The organism is Bacillus sp. RC240, from assembly GCF_044907945.1.
Taxonomy (GTDB): Bacteria; Bacillota; Bacilli; order Bacillales; family Bacillaceae_G; genus Bacillus_A; species Bacillus_A mycoides.
In genome coordinates, this window is sequence record NZ_JBIYCT010000002.1 from 531,246 (window position 1) to 553,142 (window position 21,897).

At 36.6% G+C, this 21,897-nt stretch carries 24 protein-coding genes and 1 other annotated feature (1 of these 25 cut by a window edge); of the genes, 4 read left to right on the forward strand and 20 right to left on the reverse strand.

Annotated elements, in window-relative coordinates:
• Positions 1-108, forward strand: a binding site (T-box leader) (it extends 120 nt beyond the left edge of the window).
• Positions 109-270: 162 nt separating this feature from the next.
• Together ABH955_RS10775 and ABH955_RS10780 are read left to right on the forward strand one after the other, a co-directional pair.
• Positions 271-2,025, forward strand: a complete 1,755-nt coding sequence (locus ABH955_RS10775) for an aromatic amino acid hydroxylase (RefSeq protein WP_404454111.1) — start codon at positions 271-273, stop codon at positions 2,023-2,025.
• A complete protein-coding gene (locus ABH955_RS10780; RefSeq protein WP_002167644.1) occupies positions 2,006-2,320 on the forward strand; it encodes a 4a-hydroxytetrahydrobiopterin dehydratase in 315 nt (104 codons plus the stop codon). Before ABH955_RS10775 ends, ABH955_RS10780 begins: the two co-directional genes overlap by 20 nt.
• A 16-nt stretch (positions 2,321-2,336) precedes the next feature.
• On the opposite strand, the gene ABH955_RS10785 is transcribed toward ABH955_RS10780, so the two are convergent.
• Positions 2,337-3,194, reverse strand: coding sequence for a VOC family protein (locus ABH955_RS10785; RefSeq protein WP_404454113.1), 858 nt, complete (start codon positions 3,192-3,194; stop codon positions 2,337-2,339).
• 21 nt (positions 3,195-3,215) lie between these two features.
• A complete protein-coding gene (locus tag ABH955_RS10790) occupies positions 3,216-3,620 on the reverse strand; it encodes a DoxX family protein (RefSeq protein ID WP_002015248.1) in 405 nt (134 codons plus the stop codon).
• A 156-nt stretch (positions 3,621-3,776) separates the two neighbouring features.
• Between ABH955_RS10790 and ABH955_RS10795 the strand changes: the two genes are divergently transcribed.
• Positions 3,777-4,322, forward strand: a complete 546-nt coding sequence (locus ABH955_RS10795; RefSeq protein WP_002015249.1) for a helix-turn-helix domain-containing protein — start codon at positions 3,777-3,779, stop codon at positions 4,320-4,322.
• Between the two features lie 38 nt (positions 4,323-4,360).
• Here the strand turns inward: ABH955_RS10795 and ABH955_RS10800 are convergent, their stop codons facing one another.
• The 13 genes from ABH955_RS10800 to ABH955_RS10860 form a co-directional block, all read right to left on the reverse strand.
• Positions 4,361-4,738, reverse strand: a complete 378-nt coding sequence (locus tag ABH955_RS10800) for a hotdog family protein (protein WP_002129189.1) — start codon at positions 4,736-4,738, stop codon at positions 4,361-4,363.
• Between the two features lie 110 nt (positions 4,739-4,848).
• Positions 4,849-5,307 (reverse strand): GNAT family N-acetyltransferase, encoded by a 459-nt coding sequence (locus ABH955_RS10805; protein WP_002129190.1) that lies wholly within the window; start codon positions 5,305-5,307, stop codon positions 4,849-4,851.
• A gap of 58 nt (positions 5,308-5,365) precedes the next feature.
• Positions 5,366-5,893, reverse strand: a complete 528-nt coding sequence (locus ABH955_RS10810; protein WP_002129191.1) for a GNAT family N-acetyltransferase — start codon at positions 5,891-5,893, stop codon at positions 5,366-5,368.
• A gap of 294 nt (positions 5,894-6,187) precedes the next feature.
• Positions 6,188-6,583: an ankyrin repeat domain-containing protein gene (locus ABH955_RS10815; RefSeq protein ID WP_002129192.1), complete on the reverse strand. Its 396-nt coding sequence runs from the start codon at positions 6,581-6,583 to the stop codon at positions 6,188-6,190.
• Positions 6,550-7,368 carry an ABC transporter ATP-binding protein gene (locus ABH955_RS10820; RefSeq protein WP_002129193.1) on the reverse strand — a complete coding sequence of 273 codons (819 nt, stop codon included), beginning with the start codon at positions 7,366-7,368 and terminating at the stop codon, positions 6,550-6,552. The genes ABH955_RS10815 and ABH955_RS10820 overlap by 34 nt, the downstream gene beginning before the upstream one ends.
• A complete protein-coding gene (locus tag ABH955_RS10825) occupies positions 7,355-8,383 on the reverse strand; it encodes a FecCD family ABC transporter permease (RefSeq protein ID WP_002015259.1) in 1,029 nt (342 codons plus the stop codon). Before ABH955_RS10825 ends, ABH955_RS10820 begins: the two co-directional genes overlap by 14 nt.
• 5 nt (positions 8,384-8,388) lie before the next feature.
• Positions 8,389-9,336, reverse strand: coding sequence for an ABC transporter substrate-binding protein (locus ABH955_RS10830; protein WP_002015260.1), 948 nt, complete (start codon positions 9,334-9,336; stop codon positions 8,389-8,391).
• Between the two features lie 147 nt (positions 9,337-9,483).
• The gene (locus ABH955_RS10835; protein ID WP_404454116.1) at positions 9,484-9,720 is read right to left on the reverse strand and encodes a YrhC family protein; all 237 of its coding nucleotides are present in this window, start codon (positions 9,718-9,720) and stop codon (positions 9,484-9,486) included.
• Positions 9,721-9,846: 126 nt separating this feature from the next.
• Positions 9,847-12,450 (reverse strand): bifunctional acetaldehyde-CoA/alcohol dehydrogenase, encoded by a 2,604-nt coding sequence (gene adhE, locus ABH955_RS10840; RefSeq protein ID WP_063226540.1) that lies wholly within the window; start codon positions 12,448-12,450, stop codon positions 9,847-9,849.
• A gap of 260 nt (positions 12,451-12,710) precedes the next feature.
• The gene (locus ABH955_RS10845; RefSeq protein WP_002067265.1) at positions 12,711-13,844 is read right to left on the reverse strand and encodes a bifunctional cystathionine gamma-lyase/homocysteine desulfhydrase; all 1,134 of its coding nucleotides are present in this window, start codon (positions 13,842-13,844) and stop codon (positions 12,711-12,713) included.
• Positions 13,845-13,847: 3 nt separating this feature from the next.
• A complete protein-coding gene (locus ABH955_RS10850) occupies positions 13,848-14,771 on the reverse strand; it encodes an O-acetylserine dependent cystathionine beta-synthase (RefSeq protein ID WP_002129198.1) in 924 nt (307 codons plus the stop codon).
• 82 nt (positions 14,772-14,853) lie between these two features.
• Entirely contained in the window at positions 14,854-15,549 is a 696-nt protein-coding gene (gene mtnN, locus ABH955_RS10855) for a 5'-methylthioadenosine/S-adenosylhomocysteine nucleosidase (protein WP_002015266.1), read from the reverse strand.
• Positions 15,550-15,563: 14 nt separating this feature from the next.
• Entirely contained in the window at positions 15,564-16,202 is a 639-nt protein-coding gene (locus ABH955_RS10860; protein ID WP_219303571.1) for a class I SAM-dependent DNA methyltransferase, read from the reverse strand.
• Positions 16,203-16,339: 137 nt separating this feature from the next.
• Here ABH955_RS10860 and ABH955_RS10865 point away from each other — a divergent pair, with 137 nt between their 5' ends.
• Positions 16,340-16,555, forward strand: coding sequence for a YrzA family protein (locus ABH955_RS10865; RefSeq protein WP_002015268.1), 216 nt, complete (start codon positions 16,340-16,342; stop codon positions 16,553-16,555).
• 36 nt (positions 16,556-16,591) lie between these two features.
• Here ABH955_RS10865 and ABH955_RS10870 read toward each other — a convergent pair whose 3' ends face one another.
• The 5 genes from ABH955_RS10870 to ABH955_RS10890 all read right to left on the reverse strand — a co-directional run bounded on the left by ABH955_RS10870 (position 16,592) and on the right by ABH955_RS10890 (position 21,895).
• The gene (locus ABH955_RS10870) at positions 16,592-17,242 is read right to left on the reverse strand and encodes a YrrS family protein (protein WP_002138429.1); all 651 of its coding nucleotides are present in this window, start codon (positions 17,240-17,242) and stop codon (positions 16,592-16,594) included.
• A 116-nt stretch (positions 17,243-17,358) separates the two neighbouring features.
• Positions 17,359-19,113 (reverse strand): peptidoglycan D,D-transpeptidase FtsI family protein, encoded by a 1,755-nt coding sequence (locus ABH955_RS10875; protein WP_404454120.1) that lies wholly within the window; start codon positions 19,111-19,113, stop codon positions 17,359-17,361.
• 92 nt (positions 19,114-19,205) lie between these two features.
• Entirely contained in the window at positions 19,206-19,682 is a 477-nt protein-coding gene (greA, locus tag ABH955_RS10880; protein WP_078213491.1) for a transcription elongation factor GreA, read from the reverse strand.
• A gap of 276 nt (positions 19,683-19,958) precedes the next feature.
• A complete protein-coding gene (udk, locus tag ABH955_RS10885; RefSeq protein WP_002015274.1) occupies positions 19,959-20,597 on the reverse strand; it encodes a uridine kinase in 639 nt (212 codons plus the stop codon).
• A 17-nt stretch (positions 20,598-20,614) separates the two neighbouring features.
• Positions 20,615-21,895 (reverse strand): peptidase U32 family protein, encoded by a 1,281-nt coding sequence (locus ABH955_RS10890; RefSeq protein WP_002015275.1) that lies wholly within the window; start codon positions 21,893-21,895, stop codon positions 20,615-20,617.
• Positions 21,896-21,897 lie beyond the last annotated feature (2 nt).

The window sequence follows — 21,897 nt, forward strand, 5'->3', positions numbered from 1 at the left end:
GCTTTTATGCATGAAGGAAAAGACGGAATTTTTCCGTTATCATTAGTTGAGATGTAAGTATATTTTCACTTACAAATAGGGTGGTACCGCGATTTTTTCGCCCCTATCGGATTTTCCGATAGGGGCTTTTTCTATTTCTCACGCAAACAGTTGTTAAATAATTTAGAATGTTATGATAAAATTTTATAAGCGCTTACAATTCTGAAAGGAGGTGGTACAAGCTATACAAAACTGGTATTCATTTTTATAGAGAAAAAGGAGGACGTCTAAATGACAAAAAAAACAGAAATTCCATCACATTTAAAACCATTCGTATCCACACAGCATTATGATCAATACACACCGGTGAATCACGCTGTTTGGCGTTACATTATGAGACAAAACCATAGCTTCTTAAAAGATGTTGCTCATCCATCCTATGTTAACGGACTACAATCATCTGGTATTAATATAGATGCAATTCCCAAAGTAGAAGAAATGAATGACTGTTTAGCACCAAGCGGCTGGGGTGCCGTAACGATTGACGGCCTTATTCCCGGCGTCGCATTCTTCGATTTTCAGGGGCATGGATTACTACCAATCGCAACAGATATTCGTAAAGTAGAAAATATCGAGTATACACCCGCTCCTGATATCGTTCATGAAGCTGCAGGCCACGCACCGATTTTGCTTGATTCTACATATGCAAAATATGTGAAACGCTTTGGACAAATTGGAGCGAAAGCTTTCTCCACAAAAGAAGAACATGATGCTTTTGAAGCCGTTCGTACATTAACGATCGTAAAAGAAAGCCCTACTTCTACACCTGAAGAAGTTGCAGTTGCTGAAAATGCTGTAATCGAAAAACAAAACTTAGTTTCTGGTTTATCAGAAGCAGAACAAATTTCACGTTTATTCTGGTGGACAGTGGAATACGGCTTAATCGGCAATATAAATGATCCGAAAATTTACGGTGCTGGTCTCCTTTCCTCTGTCGGTGAAAGTAAGCATTGCTTAACAAACGCTGTAAAGAAAGTCCCATTCTCAATTGAAGCTTGCACCGGGACAACTTATGATGTGACAAAAATGCAACCACAGCTATTTGTTTGTGAATCATTTGAAGAATTGACTGAGGCCCTTGAGCAGTTCTCTACAACGATGGCATTTAAGACAGGTGGCACAGAAGGATTAGAAAAAGCAATCCGCTCCGAAAATCATGCTACAACTGAGCTAAGTAGTGGATTACAAATTACGGGTACATTTACAGAGGCAATTAAAAATGATACTGGTGAAGTTATTTACACACGAACAAGCTCACCAACTGCATTAGCAATTCATAATAAACAACTAGCAAATCATTCTACATCTGTGCACAGCGATGGATTCGGGACACCAATCGGATTACTAGATGGAGATATTGCATTAGAAAATTGTACAGAAGAACAATTACAATCATTAGGCATTACAATTGGAAGCAGTGCAGAGTTTACTTTTGCAAGTGGCATTCATGTAAAAGGAACAGTAACAGACATTGTAAAGAATGATAAAAAAATTGCTCTTATCTCCTTTATAAATTGTGCAGTTACTCATAAAGATCGCTTATTATTTGATCCTTCATGGGGAGCATTTGATATGGCTGTCGGCTCACAAATCACTTCTGTATTCCCAGGAGCGGCAGATGCGGCTGCATTTTTCCCGATGAATGAAGAAGTACAAGAAACGCCTGATCCACTTGTACTGAATAAGCTTGAACGTATGTATCAAACAGTTCGAGATATACGTAACGATAGTATTTTACACGATACTCATACTAATCAATTAATAGCTATTCAAGAAGTATTAAATAAATTTTATCCGAAAGAATGGTTGCTTCGTCTTGAAATTTTAGAATTGCTTTTAGAACATAACAAAGGTCACGAAGCATCAGCAGCATTATTACAACAACTTTCTACTTTCACAACTGAAGAATCTGTAACACGTCTTATTAACAATGGTCTTGCGTTACTGCAGGTAAAGGATGTGAAAAATGATGCTACGATTAACTAATGAAGAAGTACAAGAGGAATTAACAAAGCTGGATAAATGGACAGTGAAAGATGAAAAATGGATTGAAAGAAAATATATGTTTTCCGACTACTTAAAAGGAGTCGAATTTGTCTCTGAAGCCGCCAAACTATCAGAAGAACATAATCACCACCCATTTATCCTTATCCAGTATAAAGCAGTCATTATTACTTTGTCATCATGGAATGCAAAAGGTTTAACGAAACTAGATTTTGACCTTGCAAAGCAATTTGATGAACTATTTTTACAAAATGAAAAAGCTATTATAAGAAAGTGAAAAAAGAGAAGCCTTTTTAGGCTTCTCCTTTCACTTTAAAATGTATACAATGTCCAAACGGATCCTTGGCCTGTAATATTCCATCTTTATACGTAGCAACTACGCCCATATATTTTAAACTTTCACACACTTGCTCTTTTTGTTTTTCATCTGCTAGTACAATTGTGAAATATTTCAAACCAACGGAATTTGGCATTTGTGGTGGTATACCTTCACCCTGCCATGTATTTAAACCGATATGGTGATGATAACCACCTGCTGATACGAACAACGCTCCATTACGAGCTGGAATCGTTACATCAAAACCAAGGCCATCAACATAGAAATGTTTCGCTTCTTCTAAGTCAGCTACATGTAAATGAATGTGCCCCATCACAGTACCAGCGGGGAACCCATTCCATGTACTTCCTTGCTGTAATAATCCTTCGCCGTCTAACGGGTTACTAACAAATGGTAGCTCTCCATTTTCATCATGCCAAACTTCTTTTTGGCGATCATGATAAATTTCAATCCCGTTTCCATCTGGATCAGCTAAATAAAGAGCTTCACTAAAGTAATGGTCAGCCCCACCATGTAATGGGTGTACTCTCTCAACAAAATGACGAAGAATATTTGCTAAGTCTTGTCTGTTTGGTAATAAAATTGCATAGTGATATAAACCAGTTCGACCTCTTTGCTTCGGAAGAGCGTCTTCCTTTTCTTCTATTATGAGAAGTGGCTCATTGTCCTCATTACCAAACGTAACGATTGTACTTTTTTCTTCCAGTACCTTCATACGCAATACTTCTGTATAAAACTCTAGCGATTTCTTTAAATTTGATACATATAAATGAACAACCCCAAGTGTTGTTTCGGGATGAAGTGGAAAGCCCATTTTGTTATACCCCCATTTTAATTAATTCTTCTTTAACATTTTCTCTTTTAAGAAATTATCTACAAAACCATTAGCTTTCGCAACAAATAAGTAAGCACCCATCGCTAATAATGCAAGTTCTAACTCAAATCCAGGATTTTTCCCGTCTCCTAACAAACCAGCTGACCATTTTACTTTCACAATCGCTCCAACCATAACAAGTGCAAATAATAAGCCAATATACCTTACGCCTAAACCTAGAATTAACAATAGACCTCCAACTAATTCAACTGTTGCTACACCGTATGCAAGTCCTCCTGGTAAACCAATGCTTGTAAACCACCCTGCAATATTGTCAATTCCTGATTGGAATTTTGTTAAACCGTGCATAAAGAACGTTACCCCTAACACGATACGAATAATTAAGTTACCAATATGTTGATTCATTTCTTTCTCTCCTTTATAGTTTTGTTATACAAAACTTTTATTTACATTACAAAACATACACTAATTATTTTTATTCGTCAATTCATTTTTCATGAGAAAAAATATTTTTTTTTTGCTATGATACAAATAGTTGTTTACAAAAAGGAGCATGATTTTATGAATATCGGTTCTGCGATTCGTGAAATTCGTCAACGTAGAGGAATTACGATTGCCCAAATTTGTGAAGGAACAGGTCTTTCTAAAGGCTTTATGAGTCAGGTTGAAAACAATAAAACATCACCATCTATCTCAACTTTAGAAATGATCGCTAATTTTTTAAATGTCCCCCTTCCATATTTATTGTTAGAACAAAAAGATCGTTTGAAAATTGTAAAAAAAGAAGAGCGTAAATACAGTGTGTATGGAAAAGATGAACAAAGAATTGAGCATGTTGCGGAGCAAGGTGGTCTCCGCCTATCTCTAGTAGAAATTTCTGCCGGATTCCCGAAAGAAAACTCACCAAATGCTCATGAAGGTGAAGAGTGTCATCTTGTATTACGCGGAAAACTAGAAGTTCAACATGGAGAAGATATTGCGATTGTAGAAGAAGGTGATTCTTTCTCTTGGAATGCATGCGTTCCTCATATTGTTCGCAATATAGGTGAAGAATCTGCATTATTACTTATCTCTAGTCATGCGGAAAATCGAAAACGTGTTTACTAAACGATAAAAAGAAGCCTGTTTCGTAACAGGCTTCTTTTTTATCCCCTTATAATTCCATAACTCGTCCCAACTAGTACGGTCTTTTCATGTTGATTGCGATAAACTGACTCAATTGAAACTTTTTTATATCCTTCCATTTGCTCAATATTTGTTAAAGTTAATTCACAAGTAACCGTATCCCCTGTAAAAACTGGTCTAATAAACTCACTTACTAATTCCCTCGCTATGTAATGTAACTCTTCGCCTACTTTCGTCCCAATGCTAGCAGTCAATAAACCATGGACCATTAATCGTCCATTCTCATCATATTCCATATGATGTCTACCTTTATCGCCTGTAATATTTGCAAATTCAAAAACTTCTTCCTCGGTAAATCTTCTTTCGTATTTAAATATATCCCCAACTTTTACATTCATTTTTATCCCCCGTTTAATAAACTGAATTTTCTTTTATTTTATCACAAAATGAGTCTCAGTTCAGTTTATATTATTAAAATAGCAATCCTTTTTCTTTATTACCTTATAAGTTATCGATGCCCTTCCTCTTTGGCCACTTGATACCCATAGTACGCACATGTTCCATTTCTTGATAACTCTCTTACTTCAAAATCACAACTTCTATAAAAATCAAAATTGTTAGCGGACGTATGCGCAAACCAATCGCCATGCGGAAGCTTTTGTAAACAAAGAGCTACAAGTTTCTTACCTAACCCTTTCCCCCTATACTCACACTTCACAACTAAATTTACTATGTTAGCAACCATGATTTGATCAGAAATCACTCTAACCATCGCGACCATTTCTTCTTCATCCCAAATTGTGAAAGCCCATGTTGAATTTTCAAATGCAATCGTAAACTTTTCAATTTGCCAAGAAGGGATATTATCATTACTCCAGCCAGCATCTTCAAATAATGTCTTAATCGCATATGCTGGCACTCCATTCGTTCCTTCACGAATAATTAATCCATTATGATAAATATACATGTAATCCCTCCCTTTATTTTTTATATACCATTCTCCAAAAAATGCAATTCACCTTTTTTCATCCAACCCGCTTAATGGAATAAACGAGAACTTCCATCTCATGAAATGAAGTTGTTTTCTCATAACTAAGCCCTGTTTTTCTAGCAACAAATATTGAAGCTGGGTGGTTCGGATTAATAAGTGAAATTAATTTATTCATTTGTAATGCTTGAAAACCATAGTCTCGAAAAGCCGCCGCAGCCTCTTTCGCATACCCTTTCCCCCAATATTTAGGAAGTAGCCAATAGCCAATCTCAATTTCCTCTTTTCCATCTACCTTCTGCTTGACAAGTCCTGCATGACCAATTCTTATCCCTGTTTCCTTTTCAATCATTACAAATAAACCGAGACCATTTTTATAATTTGGAAGTACCCTCTCCTCCAAACTTTTTTTACATTGCATAAATGTTTTTAACGTTCCATTTCCAATATAGCGCATTACCTTCTCATCCCCCCATAAAGAAGCATAAAATGGTAAATCATCCATTGTATATTTGCGAAATTGTAAGCGATCTGTATGGAACACTCTTTTATTCACTCCCATCATTTTGAACCTCATTACATAACAACATATTTCAAACTACGTAAGTGTTGAATAATTCATATCAAGAAAGTTACCAAAAAGAAAGAAAATTCAATCTTATAAAAGTGTATTATATCAAAAAAAAGCAGTAGACAAAAGAGTGTCTACTGCATCCATATCATAACTAGTATAAAGAAAACTACAATTGAGGGGGTGTAGGATTTTCAAATATACTAGATACTTATCCCGTTCTAACGGGCGGTAAACCTTCCAATCCTTTGAGTGGAAAGTTTACCGCACATAAGAACTTTGCGGTCATTAAGAAAGCACTGTTAAGTACTCAAATACACGCTGAGCTTTTTCTCCACCCATTCGTGCATGTTGAAGAAGAGAGATGCCATGTGGGCCAGATGCACGTAATGCTTCTGGTTGTGCTACTAAAATGGCTTGTACGACTTCAAGTTCACCCAGCATAGCTGCTGCAAAAATATCCATCCGAGCTCCCTTTTCCAGTAAATAAAGAGCAATATCTTTACGGCCTACATGGGCCGCTGCTCCTAAGGCACTTTCCCAATCTGAGCCACCCCAATTATAAGAAGCATGAAGTAAGCTCGGTGATTCGGCCAAAAGCTCCTGTACTCTTTCTAGATCTCCGTGAGCTGCCATAACAAATTCCCTTACTAACTCAGTGGTAATACGCTCGTCTGTTTGCATCTCTCTTCTCCCTTTTCACAAATTCGTTTCGGTGTAAAAAATGGCTTGTCACTCCCTTGGAATATATCAACTTCAATTCCAAATACACGCTGAAACATTTGATGACATAGTACTTCTTCTGGTACGCCATCATACTGAATCTTCCCTTGTTTTAATACGAGTAAACGATCGCTATATTGAGCCGCTTGATTAATATCATGTAAAACCATTACAATCGTCATACCAAACTCTTCGTTTAATCGTTTAACAAGTTCCATTACTTCTAACTGATGGACGATATCTAAAAAGGTTGTTGGTTCATCTAATAGTAAGACATTTGTGCGTTGTGCAAGCGTCATTGCAATCCAAGCACGTTGCCTTTCTCCTCCTGATAAGGATTGTAAAAGACGATATTCATACCCTTCAAGCTTTGTAACAGACAATGCCCAATCAACAATTTCTTCATCTTCTTTATTTAAGCGACTACTCCATGATTTATGAGGACCTCTTCCGAACTCTATTAGTTCTTTCACTGTTAAATCTAATTGATGATCGTGCATTTGTGGTAACATCGCTAATTGCTTCGCTACATCTGCACTCTTCATCGTATAAATATTTTCCCCATCTAAAATGATGTCTCCTTCGCTTTGTTTAAGTAGCCGTGCTATTAAACGAAGCAAAGTAGATTTCCCCGATCCATTCGGGCCGATTAAACTAACGATTTCTCCAGCTTTAATATGTACATTCATATTTTGCATTTGAAATCTTTCAGAATGTGCGTAAAACACTTTGTTAACGGAAATCACGTTGTTTTCCTCCTCTATGGATTAAATATAAGAAGAACGGACCACCTAAGAAGGACAATAAAATACCAACAGGCAATTCGATTGGATCGAACCAACTTCGAGCTATCGCATCCGCAAAAACAAGTAATATCCCACCGCCAAGGCATGATAATGGCAGTAAATATTTATAGTCATTTCCAACTAATAAACGTAACATATGCGGTACAACAAGACCGACAAATCCAATAAGACCAGAAACACTAACTGCTATTCCAGCTAACATTGTACTTACTACTATTAAATAAAACCGACTTCTTTCCACGTTATACCCTAATAATTTTGCCATTTCATCCCCAAGCATTAATACTCGAATATGTTTAATACCGAAGAAAGCTAATATAATAGCGAATATCGCATAGTAAATAATCATATTTAAATGTGCCCAACTAACACCACCAATACCACCAGCTAACCACGGTAAAACTGATTGTACTTTGTCGCTATGTAATAACATTAGCGCTGAAGTCGCTGCACCAATTAATGCGTTTATTGAAACACCTACTAATACAATTCGTGAAGGTGGCGCCCCCTTTTGCCATGATAGTGCGTAAATGACCATTGCTGTAATAAAAGCTCCTAAAAACGCTCCTAGTGGTAAGAATGCCATATGTTGAGGAAATAAAATCATGATTATAATTGCTACAAGACCTGCTCCTGATGAAACTCCGATAATTCCAGGATCTGCAAGAGGATTTCTCATAACCCCTTGCAATAATGCTCCTGATGCAGCTAAACACGTTCCTACTATAAAACCAACGAGCACTCTCGGTATACGAAGATCCCATACAATTCGATGAACTGTCGAACCTTCATCTTGTATACCTTCTATAATGTCTCGTAAAGAAAAAGATAAGCTCCCTGCAAAAAGGCCATAAAAAAGACCTAGAACAGTTAATACGACTAAAGTAACTGTTATTATCCACCTTTTTCTCGCAAAAGGATGTTCCTTTTCTCTTACTATTTCACTACTCTCCATACTTATCATTTCCTTACATCTTGTATACTTTTATACATAAAGTCCATCGCTTCTGTAACTTTTGTCCCAGGATTTGATCCAAATAAATCTGGTGGTAAAATAACTACACGATTTTGTTTTACTGCATCTAAATTTTTCCATGCTTCATTTTTCATCATTTCGCCTTCAAATGCTTTTTTCACACTATTGGGATCTCCATGTGTAATTAAATAAATCACATCTGGATTTGCTTCAATAATACGTTCTACACTTAGCTGTGCATATTGCGGATACTCTTTCATTTCTGGAAAACTAGCTGCGATATTTTTCCCGCCTGTTTTTTCTAAAATATCCCCTGATAGAGATGTTGGTAATGCTGCTAAATAAGTGCCTGGTGCTCCATAAACTAGCAACGCTTTAACGTCACTCTTTTTCTCATATTTCTTCATTTGATCATTAATTTTTTGGTTAAGCTCTTTTGCTTTATCTTCTTTCTTCATTACTGTTCCATACATTTCAATACCCTTTTGAATATCTTTTACAGAGTTGGCTGAAGAAATGATTACTTTTGTTCCTTGTCCTTCGACCGTTGGAATGTTCTTTTGGAATCCATTGTTAGCAACAAGTACATCCGGTTTTAAACTAGCAATTTGCTCAAAATTCGGTTGATGTGCATTCCCGATTACTTGTGCTTTCTTTAATTCCTCTGGGAGAGTTAATTTTGTATCCGGACGACCTACTATTTTTCCACCTAAAGCATGAATAATATCCATGTCTCCCATACTCAACGTAGCAAAACTTTCAGGGACTTTATTGAATGTTATCTTTCTGTCTGAGAGATCGGTAATTTCGATTTTGTCTGTTCCTTTGTCTGTTTTTGTTGCGGATGCTTTTTCGTTTTCTTTTGCACTGCAACCTATTAATAAGAAAAAAATAGATAAGATCGCTGTGAACAGCGTAATAGATTTGTTCATTCTTTCACCTCTAATTGATAATAATAATCATTAACTACTATCCTACTTTAATTGATAAGGATTATCATTGTCAATATGAAACGCATACATTTTCTACAAAAATGAAAAAACGCTACAAAAAGATTTCTTCTTTTCGTAGCGCCCTATTTAACAATTTTCTTCATATTCGCTGTCCTCTAATTGATCACGCATCGTTCTAACACGCTTAAAGAAGAAAAAAGCAAGAACTAAAAATACAATAATACTCCCCATCATAACAAAAGACTGTACCATACTTTTTATTCCACTTGGAATTAATAAACCGATCATTAAAAATGTACTTATAGCTAAAAGTACTTGTGCAAACCGGGTATAATCTGCTATTTTTTCTTGTAATTCTTTCATCTGCTTATCACTCCCATCCTCACTTTATCACATTCTATCAAGCTTAAAGACAAGTAAATAGAACCAATCTGGGAGATGTTTTCCAAAGTAAAAAAGAGCCGCTTACTCGCGGCTCTTTTTTATCTATTATACGCCTTTATATGCTTCTATATAGATTTCTTTCAGCTCTGAAATGAGCGGTAATTTTGGATTAGCTGTTGTACATTGATCTTCAAAAGCTCTTTCTGCTAATAATCCAACAACCCCTTCAAATTGGTCTTTAGCAACTCCTTGTCCTGCAATACTCATATTTATATTTAAGCTTTTTCCAAGCTCAATAATTGCTTGGACGAGTGATTCCACACCTTCCGCTGTTGAGCTTGCTGGAAGCCCGAGCATTCTCGCAATATGTGCATAGCGTTCATCAGCCACAAAGTGCTCATATTTTGGGAACAATGCGTGTTTTCTTGGCTTAATAGCATTATAGCGAACTACGTGCGGCATAAGAATTGCATTCGCACGTCCATGCGGAATATGGAATTCCGGTCCAATTTTATGCGCTAAACTATGATTAATACCTAGGAAAGCATTTGCAAATGCCATCCCTGCGATTGCGGAAGCATTATGCATTTTTTCTCGTGCTTCTTCATCATTTCCATCTTTATATGCTCTCGGCAAATATTTAAATACGAGATCAATTGCTTTTAATGCTAAACCATCAGTATAGTCATTTGCCAGAACAGACACATACGCTTCAATTGCATGTGTTAATACGTCCATACCAGTATCTGCCGTCACATGAGGTGGTACTGTCATTACAAATTGCGGATCAACAATCGCTACATCTGGTGTTAATTCATAATCCGCAAGCGGGTATTTAATATTATTTTTCTTATCTGTAATAACCGCAAATGGCGTCACTTCTGATCCCGTCCCTGATGTTGTTGGAATGGCAACAAATTGTGCTTTATTTCCCAAGTTCGGATACTTACATGTACGTTTTCTTATATCTAAAAACTTCTGTTTTATTCCATAGAATGTCGTTTCTGGGTGCTCATAGAATAGCCACATCCCTTTTGCTGCATCCATAGCTGAACCGCCACCAAGCGCGATAATTACATCTGGTTTAAAGCTTTTCATCATGTCCGCACCTTTAAATACAGTTTCATCTGATGGATCTGGCTCAACTTCAAAGAAAACTTCAACTTTCACATCATTTGTATGCTTACGTAAATAGTGCGTAACTGTATCTACATAACCGTGCTCAACCATCCCTGGATCCGTTACAATAAATGCGCGGGAAATGTTAGGCATGTTTGCTAAATATGCTGTCGCATGTTTTTCAAAATAAATTTTGGGTGGTAATTTGAACCACTGCATATTCTTTTTTCTATTTGCCAACCTTTTTATATTTAATAAATGAGTCGCCGTTACGTTTTGGGAAACTGAGTTTTTCCCGTAGGAGCCACAACCAAGCGTAAGTGATGGAATAAATCCATTATATATATCACCAATTCCACCTTGTGATGAAGGTGCATTTACAATGAGACGGCAGGCTTTCATACGTAACCCAAATTGTTTTTGTACTTCTTTATTTGTAGAATGGATAACCGCTGAATGCCCTAGGCCACCAAGCTCTAACATTTCTTCGCAATATGTAAATCCTTCTTCTAATGAATTTGCTTTTACACAAGCTAACACTGGGCTCAGTTTCTCACGAGATAGTGGATACGCTGCTCCGATGCCTTTAATTTCAGCTACAAGCATTTTTGTATGTTCAGGTACAGTAATTCCTACTAATTCAGCAATATACTGTGCTGATTTCCCAACAATATCACTATTTACTGCACATGTATTTTCATTAATAACAAGCTTTTCTAATTTCTTTCTCTCTTCCTCTGTTACAAAATAACAATTATTTGCAATCATTTCTGCTTTAACATCATTATAGATTTCCTTATCTACAATGATGGCTTGTTCTGACGCACAAATCATACCGTTATCAAATGTTTTCGATAAAATCAAATCATTAACAGCACGTTTTACATGTGCCGATTTCTCTATATAACATGGTACATTACCTGGCCCTACACCTAGCGCGGGTTTACCAGTAGAATAAGCCGATTTCACCATACCAGCCCCTCCAGTTGCTAGAACGAGTGCGACACCATCATGGTTCATTAATTGTTTCGTTGCTTCCACAGAAGGTCTTTCAATCCATTGAATACAATGCTTTGGTGCACCAGCTTTCACTGCTGCATCATATACTGTTTTTGCCGCTGCAACGGAACAGTTTTGTGCAGAAGGATGAAATGCGAAAATAATTGGATTTCTCGTTTTTATCGCGATTAATGCTTTAAACATTGTTGTCGATGTTGGGTTCGTTACTGGCGTTACCCCAGCTACTACACCGACAGGTTCTGCGATTTCTATTATTTCTTCATGAGGATCTTCATGAATAATCCCTACCGTTTTATCTTTCTTTATACTATGCCAAATATATTCAGTGGCAAAAATATTTTTAATGCATTTATCTTCATATACGCCACGGCCCGTTTCTTCAACAGCCAACTTCGCAAGCGGCATATGTTGATCGACACCCGCAAGCGCCATTTCATGAACAATGTTGTCAATTTGCTCTTGTGTAAAACTTTCTAATGCTTGTAAAGCTTTTTGACCGTTATTTACTAACGTATCAATCATCTCTTTTACCTCTTGCATTTCATTTACAACTTTCTCTTTGACTACCATGTAAATTTCCTCCTATTCTGTTATCACGGTCTTTATAAGTCCCTATAGGTCATAACAAGTCCCGATTAGCGAAAAAAAATAGAGTTTCCGTCCTACATGAATCTCATTGTTTGTGAAATATTTCACAAATTTATTCGTGAATAACATTTCATGAATTCAATATACATGAAATCATTTCATTTGTGTATGTCTAATTTGTGAAATGTTACACAAATTAATATAATAAAAATGCACTGCTCTACATTAGCAGTGCATTTTTATTATGCTAGCGCTTGTGCTAAATCTTCAATTAAATCTTCACCATCTTCAATTCCGACAGAGATACGAATTAATGTATCTGTAATTCCTAATTCTTTACGGCGATCTGCTGGGATTGATGCATGTGTCATTTGAGATGGGATAGAAATTAAACTTTCTACTGCTCCTAAGCTTTCAGCAAGTGTAAAGTATTGCAGTTTCTCAAGTACTTTATTCAACGTTTCCGCACTATCTACATCAAATGAGATGATAGCACCAAATCCATTTGCTTGTTCTGTTGCTAGTTCATGGTTTTGATGGGATTCAAGACCTGGATAATATACTTTATTTACTTTTGGATGGTTATTTAAAAACTCGGCAATCGCACGTGAATTCGTTTCATGTTCTTCCATACGAATTCCTAATGTTTTTAAACCACGAAGTAGTAAGAAGCTATCTTGTGGGCCAAGAATACCTCCTGTTGAGTTTTGTACAAAGTGAAGGTCTTCTGCTAATTGCGGGCTATTTACAACTACTAGGCCTGCAACTACATCACTATGTCCTCCTAAATATTTCGTTGCACTATGAAGCACAATGTCTGCTCCTAAAGAAATTGGCGACTGCCAATATGGCGTCATGAATGTGTTATCAATAATTGTTAATAAATCTTTCTCTTTAGCAAGAGCAGATATTTTCTTAATATCAGTAATTTTTAGTAATGGGTTCGTTGGTGTTTCTACATAAATCGCTTTCGTATTTGGACGAATCGCTTCTACAACTTCCTCTAGGTTTGTTGTATCTACAAATGTATGCTCAATGCCGAAGCGGTTTAATACTTTTGTAATAACACGGTACGTTCCGCCATAAACATCATCTGTTAAAATGACGTGATCTCCTTTTGAGAATAGCATAATAGTTGCTGTAATAGCTGCCATCCCTGAACCAAATGCAAATCCAGCATGACCATTTTCTAAGACTGCAATCATTTCTTCTAAAGCTGCACGTGTTGGGTTGCCTGTACGTGAATATTCATATCCTTGATGCTTACCAACTGCTTCTTGTTTATACGTACTTGTTTGATAAATCGGTACGTTTACAGATCCAGTTGAAGGTTCTCCTATGCGAATACCATGAATTAATTTTGTCTTTGCTCTCATTTTTTATTCCCATCCTTTGTATATGTCTTTACTTAAATAGCGCTCACTACTATCAGGAAAAATCGTTACAATATTCGTACCTGGTGCTGCTTTCTCTGCCTCAAGTAAGCTTGCATGAAACGCTGCTCCTGAAGAGCTCCCAACGAGAAGGCCTTCTTTTTGCGCTAACTCTTTCACTCGTAAAAATGCATGTCGATCAGAAATTGTATGAATTTCATCAAAATAAGATGTTTTTAAAAATGGCGGGATGAATTCAAGACCAATCCCTTCTGTTTCATGTGAACCAGCTTTACCACCATTTAAAATAGATCCTTCTGGTTCTACAATAACCGTCTTAATATCAATGTTTTTCTCTTTTAAATAAGACGCAGTTCCCATAAACGTACCGCCAGTTCCTGCCCCTGCAACAAATATGTTAATTTCTCCATTCAATGCATCCCAAAGTTCAGGACCTAATGTTTTGAAATAAGCACGAGGGTTTGCTTCATTCGCAAACTGACTTGGAGAGTATGAATTCGGTATTTCATTTACTAATTCTTTTGCCTTTGCAATTGCGCCGGTCATTCCTTGCTCAGTCGGTGTATGCACGACCTTTGCACCTAGTGCTTTCATTATTTCTTGTTTTTCAATACTAAATTTCTCTGGTACACAAACAATAACGCGTAAATCATGTTCTAACGCTGCAAGTGCCAGTCCAATGCCGGTATTTCCAGCCGTCGGTTCAATAATTGTTCCGCCCTCTGCAACAAGCCCTTTTTCTAGCGCATCTTCAATTAATTCTCTTCCTAAACGATCCTTAACGCTTCCGCCTGGGTTGTAAAATTCAAGCTTTGCAAATAAACGGACTCCTTTCGGAAGTGAAAAACGAGTAATTTCTACGATTGGTGTATGGCCAATCAACTCATGAACTCCACGATATACATTCATCGTGTTCTCCCCCTTATTTGCCAATAAAGAAAAGGCAACTGTATGTATTTTCTTTATATGAGACAGTTGCCTTTTTGTTACATTACTTTAACTCTTCTAGTACTTTTACGATAAAGTTTGTAGAATGAAGAGCTGCTTGATCTAAAAATTGATCAAATGAAACATTTGATTCTTTACCAGCAATATCAGAAAGTGCACGAATAATAACAAACGGAACTTCATATTGGTGGCATACTTGCGCAACAGCTGCTGCTTCCATTTCTACTGCATAAAGGTCTTCAAATTTATCACGAATTGCTGCAACGCGGTTCGGATCACTCATAAATGAATCACCTGTTGCAATCATACCTTTTACAACTTGAATATTTTCTTCTGCCTGCATACATTTCTCAGCTAATGCAACTAATGCCTCATCAGCTTTAAATCCAGGTGGCATTCCTGGCACTTGACCATATTCGTAGTTAAATGCTGTTACATCTACGTCATGGTGACGAACTTCTGTTGAAATAACTACATCACCAACATTTAGAGAGTGATGGAATCCACCAGCTGAACCAGTATTAATTACTTTTTCAGGCTTATATTTTTCTAATAAAATTGTCGTTGACATCGCTGCATTTACTTTACCAATACCAGACTTTAGCAAGATTACTTCATGTCCTGCCAATAGCCCTTTCGTAAATTCACAACCTGCAACAGTTTCTGTTTCTGCTTGTTCTAGTTTGTCACGTAAAATACGTACTTCTTCTTCCATTGCTCCAATTACAGCAATTCTCAATCTAATCCCTCTTTCTATTGCTTAGTTGCCTCCATTACCCAAACGAAATGATTTAATCTCGTAAACGTTACGTGGAAGCCATTGTTTTCAAAAATAGATTGCATGATCGGAATACGTGTATAGTATTCTGTTTGCAAATCGTTTGCTAACTGATGAAAACCTCTTTGTTTTGCTACTTCGACAGTTTTATCATATGCATCTTGATCTGCAAATATCGTATCAGCAAACACTATTTTACCACCTTTGTTTAGCAATTGACTATACTTCGCAATTGCTACGTCTTTTTCTTCATCTATTAAATGATGAAATGCGTAAGTGCTCACAATAGTATCGATTGAATTTGGGACTTCAAATGAAAGAAAATCACCCTCTGTAATTGAAAATTCTTTTGGTAATTTCTCTTTTGCAATAGTACGCATTTCGCGTGACGGTTCTATACCGTAAACAGTGCGACCAGCAAGTAATAATTTATTTGTTAAATTGCCAGTACCAACACCAAATTCTAATACGTTGCCAAATGACTTGTTAACTACATCCTCTAAAATGTCCTCATAACGGGCGAAAACTTCTTTATATTGTATATCTTCGCCTTGTACAAATGAGTCGTACGTATGAGCCCATTCATCAAATAAACCATTAAATTCTGTTCCCATAAAAATTCCCCTTTTTCTTATCGGTTTTATCAGTATGATATTCTCTCTTTCTAAAAATGTCAATTGAAATGTGCGTAGTATTTCCTTCTTTTCTTTGTTACACTATAGGTGATTATCATAGGAGAGGGGGCATCTTCGTGTCATTTACCTTTGAAATGTTAGAAGATAAAGTAGAATTTTTCGAGGCTGCAAACTTAGTTTCTCTAGAAAAAAAAATTAACGAACAAATTGATAATAATAAAGCACTTATGCTCGAAGTTCATCATATTTCTCACCAAATGATTATGGATCCTGAAAGCAAAAGACCTTATTATAGTGCGGTTGTTCATTTTAAATTAAAGAAATTACGCTAACTAAAAAAAGAGAGGCTCTTAAGAGCCTCTCTTTTTTTAGTTTAGAGTTTGAACGAGTACTGGTTTCCAGCCCTCATTGTCTACCCAATCAATATTCACATAATATTTTTTACCTGATTGTTTATCTTGTACGTTACCGTAAGCTTTATTCTTACCGTTATTTCCAATTCTATGGATAACTAATTGATTTACTGGAACGTCAATTGCAGCTGAAATCGCTTGATTCATCTCATTCCAATCTGCTGTACCTTTTTTAAACGTCATCGCAGGTGTTGCACCTTGCTCTGTACCTACTGGCTTCCAAGAAGATTTCGTATAAGCATCTGTTGCCTGTGACTGTGTTTTTTCAGCTGGTGCTTTCTCGTTAGCTTTCGCTTCTTCTTCAGCTTTTTTCTTTTCTTCCTCAGCCTTTTGCTTCTCTTCTTCTTCCTTCTTCTTAGCCTCTGTCTTATCTTGCTCATTCTTCTTCGGCTCTTCTTTACCTTTAGCTTTCTCAGCTTTATTCTCTTTTGTTGTTTGCTGAGCTACCTTTTTATCATTAGAAGACGCTTGCTCTTTTGTGTCAGGAACAAACAATTGATATGCTACAATAGCTACTGCTACTAATACAATAGCGATTGCAATATTTAAAACACCGTTTTGACGACGTTTTTGTTGTTTCTGTTGGAATCTAGATCCTCCTGCCATTCTTCAAACCTCCATGCAGTTTTTCATACTTGCTATTGTAACATTAAATCTAGAAAGGTTGAACATTTACAATAATATTTTCACGAAATGAAAACATTTCATAAATAATTGCAAGATTACTTTTCAATTTCTAATTGATGAATTGCCTCTACCATTTCTGCAAAAACTGGTGTGACTACATTTTCATTACTATCTGTTTCTATATCAACTACAACTAAAGCATATCTTGGGTTTTCATATGGAAAATAACCTGCAAACCAGCGATTCACCCTCTCTCCTTTTCCTGTTTGTGCCGTCCCAGATTTTCCAGCGACAGTTAGTGGCAACGAACGGAATGCGGTTCCCGTTCCTTTCTCCATCGTTACAACGGCTCTTAACAACTGTTGTAATTTTTTCATCGTTTCATAAGAAAGCTGTTTCCCATTTAATTTATGATTTTCAAATGCAAAAAAGTCGGTTCCATTTTTATACACTATTTTTTTCACAGCTTTCACTTCCATCTTCTCTCCACCTCTAGCAATTGTCGCCATCATATTCACTATAGCTAGAGGTGACACACGTACATCTTTTTGTCCGACCATCGTTTGAGCAATCGCTTTTCTACTATCTTTATTTTCTTCGCTTCCCCAAATAATAGCACTCTTTTCTTCTGGCAATTGCTCAAATTCTGGTGTATGAAACACTGAACCTTTCCAACCTACCTTCTCACTTGCTCCTAAGGCCTCTAAATACGTTTCTAATACTTCCCTATCCTTTTGCATTAGTTCATCACCTAATACGGCAAACGTTCGATTACAGCTTCTAGCAAAGCTTTCCTTAAAGTTTAATGACCCCATCATAACTTGTGGAAGATTTTCACCGTATAAATCCGTATTACAGTTAAATGTACGATTAAACCGCACCAAATTCTCATCAATTACTGCTGCTGCAACTACTGTTTTAAAAACAGACCCCGGAAAATGAGGAGTTAACATTTGATTTTCAAGTGTAGATTTATATATCCTCCTATCATTCATCTGTAAAGAAGGCCTACTTACCATTGCTAAAACTTCACTATTCTTTATGTCTAGTAATACTAACCCACCTTTTTTTATTCCGTTTTCATCTATAATCTTCTCTGCTCGTCGTTGCAACGTTTTATGTATTGTTGTTTGAATAGTAACTGGATAAAATGGATTTCCTGGTGAAGTGTATTTCGCCTGCTTCCCAAAAATCGGTTCTCCTTGTCGATCCACTTGATATAGTACTTTCGCTTCTCCATCAGTCAGTAAAAATTCATCAAATGATTGTTGCAATCCAGAAATACCAATTGGCGTTTGTTTCGAAGTTTTTTTCATTTCTCCATAACGCTTTTGAAATTCCTGTTCATTCTCTCCCACATCACCAATTAAATGATTTGCCTCCCCCATTTGCTTCAGTCGAACTTCTGCTGCTACAATACCTAAAATATCTAATTGATTTACCTTCTTCATCTGCTCGAGCGTTAATTGAAATGGGGTATTCTCCTTTCGTAATATAAATGCTTGATTCTTATTTTTCATTTGCAGTCTTATCTCTTGTCTCGACACACCAATGATATGCGCAATTTTCTCTAACATGTCATTTTTTATTTGTAAAAATGGAAAAACAATTAAGACTGGATATTTCTCTTCACCAATTTCCTTACCATTTCGATCTGTAAAATGCCCTCTTCCATTATCTACTGTAAGTGATTGTGTTCGTTGCGTAACACTTTTTTCAATCAGATTGATATTTCGGTCAGTAAATGATTCCGTATCTATAATCTGTATTTGGATTAAACGACAAAGTAATAAAAAAATCACACCCATAAAACAAATTAAAACAATTATAATTCTCCGTTTCATTTTCATAAAAAACACCTCGTCTATTGTAGTTTAGACGAGGTGTTTCACCTTTTATACAAATAAAAAACCACTCGTTTTTACACGAGTGATTTTTTACGTTATTTTACAGAGATAATCTCTACTTGCATTTCTCCACCTGGTGTTTGGATTGCTACCTTTTCACCAATTTGCTTACCTAATAAGCTTTTTGCGATTGGAGAATCGTTAGAAATTCTTCCTTCAAATGGATCGGCTTCTGCGCTACCTACGATTATGTACGCTTCTTCGTCTCCACCTGGTAACTCTTTAAATATTACTGTTTTACCTAATGTTACAACTGTAGACTCTTCACCATTGTCTTCAATGATAACCGCATTACGAATCATGTTTTCAAGTTGTGTAATACGTCCTTCTACGAATGCTTGCTCATCTTTCGCTGCATCATACTCAGAGTTCTCTGAAAGATCTCCGAAGCTACGTGCGATCTTAATACGCTCTACAACTTCTTTACGTCTTACTGTTTTTAATTGTTCAACTTCGTTCTCTAGTTTTTGCTTACCCTCTTGCGTCATAGGGTATGTTTTTTCTGTTGCCATGTTTTCCACTCCTTTTATATACCAATCCCCCGAAAAAAAGAGGAGTTCCATATGAAAACTCCTCCGCTTATATAGCGGAGGTTTCTAGCACACGTAGCACTAGTGGAGTTGTCACATACAACCCCTTATTCTCCAATTCTTCCTTATATAAAGAAGGTATGTATGGAAAGTTGATATAAATATGCCCTCACCTATTGGTAGGTGAGGTTTCATGTTTCATTGTATTCGATAAGAAGGGAAAAAATCCCTTCCTATCGTATATCTTTTACTATGCTATTACAAATTTACTTTTTGTTCAAGAATTGTTGCAATTTTTGTAACCATAATATCAATTGCAACATGGTTTTGTCCACCTTCAGGGATAATAATATCCGCGAATTTCTTAGAAGGCTCAATAAATTGATTATGCATTGGACGTACAACGTTTACGTATTGGTCGATAACTGAATCCATTGTACGACCGCGCTCTTCAATATCGCGCTGCATGCGGCGTAAAATACGAAGGTCTGCATCTGTATCAACGAACACCTTAATATCCATTAACTCACAAAGACGTGGGTCTTCTAAAATAAGAATTCCTTCTAAAATGATTACATCTTTCGGCTCAACTGGAATAATTTTTTCTGAACGCGTATGCAATGTATAGTCATATATAGGCTTTTCCACTTGCTCATATGCAAGCAACTGCTGCAAATGGTCAATTAACAAATCATTATCAAACGCTAACGGATGATCGTAATTTGTTTTTAAACGTTCTTCCATTGGTAAATGGCTTTGATCTTTGTAATAATAATCTTGCTCCAAGATTAAAATGGAATGACCTTTAAAATGGTCAAAAATCGCTTTCGTTACACTTGTTTTTCCTGATCCTGAACCACCAGCGATTCCAATTACAACAGGCTTATTCGTCCCCATTCGACTACCACTCTTTCTTATTGAAGTATGTTTTTGCGCATCATATTATTCACATACACTGGTTGATCCACTTTGAATTTCACGATTTGCAACGGATGTCTCGCTGCATCTAATTCGTTTCCATCCTCATCCCAAATTTTCTCCACCGTCTGCGTAAAGTTTTCTATTTCTGGCCCAAAGAACTCCACTTCATGTCCTGGTTTGAAGTGATTACGTTGCTCAAGCGTTACGATGCCCGTTTCTTCATTATAATCTAACACTAAACCAGCAAAATCATACGTTGTTTTCTTACTATGATTTCCAAACATTTGCTCTTGATGTCCTGGAACCCCTTCAAAGAATGCAGGAGCTGTATCACGATTTGCACATTTATCAAGTTCATCTAACCATTCTTGTTTAAACTCAAAGTTATCCGGATCCGCACAATACGCATCAATTACTTTACGATATACAGTTGCTACAGTCGCTACGTAATGGATAGATTTCATACGTCCTTCAACTTTTAAGCTATCAATTCCAATTTCAATCATTTTCGGAATTGATAAGATTAAATTTAAATCTTTTGGGCTCATCGCAAAGTGAGCATCTTCTTCTTGGAATAGAGGAAGCTCTTTTGCATCTTTATGTTGTGATACCGTTTGAACTAAATCATAATCCCAGCGGCAAGATTGACAACAACCACCACGGTTAGAGTCACGCGCTGTCATATGGTTACTTAATGTACATCTCCCTGAATACGCGATACACATTGCACCATGGACGAATGCTTCAATTTCAACATCAACTTTTTCTTTAATTTCTTTCATTTCTTCATAGCTTGCTTCACGAGCTAATACAAGACGATGTAAACCTTCTTCTTTCCAATACTGTGCTGCTTTCCAGTTGGATAGTGATTGTTGTGTACTTAAATGCACCTCAACAGAAGGAGCTACACGTTTACATGTCTCAATAATAAGCGGATCGGCAACGATAATTCCCGTTACGCCAGCTTTTTCAATCCCTTTTAAATATTCCTCTAGCCCATCCATATTTTCATTATGTGCAAAAATATTTGTTGTCACGTATATTTTTGCTCCATATTTCTTTGCAAATTCAACGCCTTCTGCCATGTCTTCCAGCGTAAAGTTACCTGCATTAGAACGAAGACCAAATTCTTGTCCACCTAAATATACAGCATCTGCCCCATAATGGATAGCTACTTTTAATTTTTCTAAGTTACCCGCAGGGATTAACAGTTCAGGTTTTTTCACAATAACGCGTTTGCCATCGATCACTCGTGAAATTTCTTGTACAGTCATTT